The 2,850-nt window shown below is 60.2% G+C and carries 4 protein-coding genes; all 4 read left to right on the top strand.

The features are described 5' to 3' along the window. Positions 1-1,168, top strand: a 1,168-nt coding sequence (locus CPT76_RS17925; protein ID WP_181152903.1) for a xanthine dehydrogenase family protein molybdopterin-binding subunit, incomplete at its 5' end; no start/stop codon positions are given. Then, positions 1,155-1,847 (top strand): FAD binding domain-containing protein, encoded by a 693-nt coding sequence (locus CPT76_RS17920; protein ID WP_105443802.1) that lies wholly within the window; start codon positions 1,155-1,157, stop codon positions 1,845-1,847. The genes CPT76_RS17925 and CPT76_RS17920, both read left to right, overlap by 14 nt. Continuing rightward, on the top strand, positions 1,844-2,362 hold the full coding sequence (locus tag CPT76_RS17915; protein ID WP_308737610.1) for a (2Fe-2S)-binding protein: 519 nt from the start codon (positions 1,844-1,846) through the stop codon (positions 2,360-2,362). Before CPT76_RS17920 ends, CPT76_RS17915 begins: the two co-directional genes overlap by 4 nt. 14 nt (positions 2,363-2,376) lie before the next feature. Continuing rightward, positions 2,377-2,850 (top strand): XdhC family protein (locus CPT76_RS17910; protein WP_181152902.1); only part of this gene is annotated, 474 nt, incomplete at its 3' end.

Raw genomic sequence — 2,850 nt, 5'->3', positions numbered from 1 at the left:
GGATCCGCTGGAGTTCCGCTTTCTGAATGCTATCGGGCCCGGTGACACGACGCCGACGCAAACGCTGCTGGACCGGAGTACGGTAGGCAATCTCCCGATGTGCATCGCCAAGCTGAAAGATATGATCCGATGGGATGAGCAGCCCTTGATTGAAGCAAAAGGCCACTTTGTCAAAGCCAGGGGCGTATGCTGTATGTGGAAAAATTCCAATACCCCCGCCGATGCCGGTGCGGGGGCGGTCATCATCTTCAATGCCGATGGCAGCGTGAATTTGCTCTGCGGCGCTGTGGAGATCGGGCAGGGCACTCGGACGTCCCTCACCCAAATGGTAGCCGAGCTGCTCCGAATGGATGTGCACAAAGTATCGATCAGCACTGACGTCAATACGGAGACCGAGCCGCAGCTGTGGAAAACCGTCGCAAGCCGCAGCACTTTTCTGGTCGGCAACGCGATTCGGGCGGCGGCGCACGATGCCATCGTACAGCTAAAGAACACGGCCGCCCGGGTACTTCAGCTCCCACCGGCTGAGCTGGAAATCGGAGGCGGAAGGGTTTACAGCAAGCGGGATCCGGGGATCGGCATTGAGATCACCAAGATTGCTCTTGGATACAAACTTCCGGAGGGGGGAACGATTGGAAGCCAGGTCATCGGCCGCGGCAGCTATGCGATGCGGGATATTAAGGAGCTGGACCCGATGACCGGCAAAGGAAAACCGGGCCCGGAATGGACGGTCGGCGCACAGATGGTGGAGGTGGAGCTGGATACGAGGGATTTTAGCTACCGAATCCTGCAGGCGGCAACCGTTATTGATGCCGGCAGGGTGATCAATCCGGTTTTCGCCCGCGGCCAAATAACCGGAGGCATGAGCATGGGGCTGGGCCTTGCCAGCAGGGAGGCCTTTGCGTTCAATGACGAGGCCCAGGTGCTGAATCCGCAGTTCCGGACTTATCACATGTTGCGTTACGGAGAGCAGCCGGCATATTTCGTCGATTTCGTCGAAACGCCGAATGCGGAGGCGCCATTCGGCCTGCGGGGCATCGGCGAGCATGGCATTATCGGCATGCCTGCTGCACTTGCCAACGCTTTGTCGGCAGCAACGGGCATCGCGCTAAATCGGCTTCCGCTTACCCCGGAGCGGATCTGGAGGACGGCCCATGATACCCTTTGACTTTGAATATTACCGGCCGTCTTCGGTGAAAGAGGCGGCCGATGCCTATCAGGCGCTGCAAGCCCAGGGCAAGCATCCGATGTATTGGTCCGGAGGGACGGAAATCATTACGATGGCCAGACTGAACGAGGATCACCCGGGTGCGGTCGTCGATTTAAAGGCGATCCCCGAGTGCAGTGTCATGGAATACCGCGAAAATGACCTGATCATCGGCGGCTGTGTCACATTGTCCGCCGTTACCGGATCGAACCTCTTCCCGCTGCTCGGCAGGGCGGCCCAGGGCGTCGCCGACCAGACGTCCCGCAACAAAATCACGCTCGGCGGCAACCTGTGCGGCCGAATCTATTACAGGGAAGCGGTTCTCCCGCTGCTTGTGGCCGACAGCCGTTTGGTCATCGCTGGGAAAGGCGGAGTCAGGGAGGCTGTGATCCACCAGGTCTTCCGCGGGCAGATCCGTCTGGAGCCCGGAGAGTTTCTGCTGCAGACCGTGACGGACCGTGAATTTGATCTCTGCCGTCGTTCATGTGAAGAGCGGCAGATCTGCGGAAGAGCGGGCCCACAAGGCAGCAGGACAGCTCCCGGCACCGCCGCTGACCAATACGGAAGGCACGGCCGATTACCGGCTCTTTTATTTAAGCAAACCGTCAAAGACGCCATTCATGCTTTGGAAGGAAGGTGAACGTCCTGGAAAGCGCAAGCTCGAACTCGAATGCGATCTACCCGCTGGAGCTGGAGATCAACGGGGAGCGCAGGTGGCTCTGGGTCCGTGCGGCGGAGACGCTGCTGCACACCCTCCGGGACCACCTTGGCTTAACCGGGTGCAAGCCAGGCTGCGAGAACGGGGACTGCGGCGCCTGCACCGTCATCCTGAACGGGCTGCCGATGAAGTCCTGCCTGATGCTCGCCGTAGAGGCCGACGGACAGCGCATCACCACGATTGAAGGGCTGAAGCATTCGCCGGTCCAGGAACAATTTGTCCTAAAGCAGGCATTCCAATGCGGCTACTGCACGTCGGGATTTATCATGAACGGTCACGGGCTGCTGAGCGCCCATCCGGACGCGGATCCCGAGACCATCCGGCTGTGGCTGGAATCGAACATATGCCGCTGCACCTCGTATGAAGAAATCCACGGGGCGATCATGGCGGCGCTGGCAGCGAACAAGGAAGGCGGCCCGGCAGCCGGCAGCTGCTAAAAGGAGGAACGCGCTTGGAAGACATTCATCGGATTCTGGAAGCACTTCAGCAGTGCAGAGAGCGCAGCGTGCTTGCGACCATTACCCGGGTGGAGGGCAGCTCCTACCGTAAAGAGGGCGCATCCATGCTGCTGTTCGAGAACGGAACGCAGGTCGGCGTGCTGAGCACCGGCTGCCTGGAAGCGGATATCGCATCCCGCGTCCCGGAGCTGCTGGCAGCCGGGGTTCCGCACACCTATACTTTCGACCTGGACGCTGCCGATCCGCTGTCCTGGGGGGAAGGACCGGGCTGCGGAGGCGTGATCCAGGTTACGGCTGTGGCCGTCGGCGACTCGCTGCGGAGGCATCTGCTGATGCTGAAGGATTATTTGGACGATCAGACCGAAGTCATGCTGATTCTAAAAAATAGCGCGGACCCCCTGGCTGTGGGATACAGCTTTGTCACTAGCTCCAGGCACCGGTTCGGCGAATGGCCGGGGGCGTTTCCG

Origin of the sequence: Paenibacillus sp. AR247 (assembly GCF_002968895.1) — a bacterium.
GTDB lineage: Bacteria > Bacillota > Bacilli > Paenibacillales > Paenibacillaceae > Paenibacillus_AQ > Paenibacillus_AQ favisporus.
Note: the sequence above shows the minus strand (reverse complement) of the source record. Positions and strands in the feature narration are given on the sequence as shown.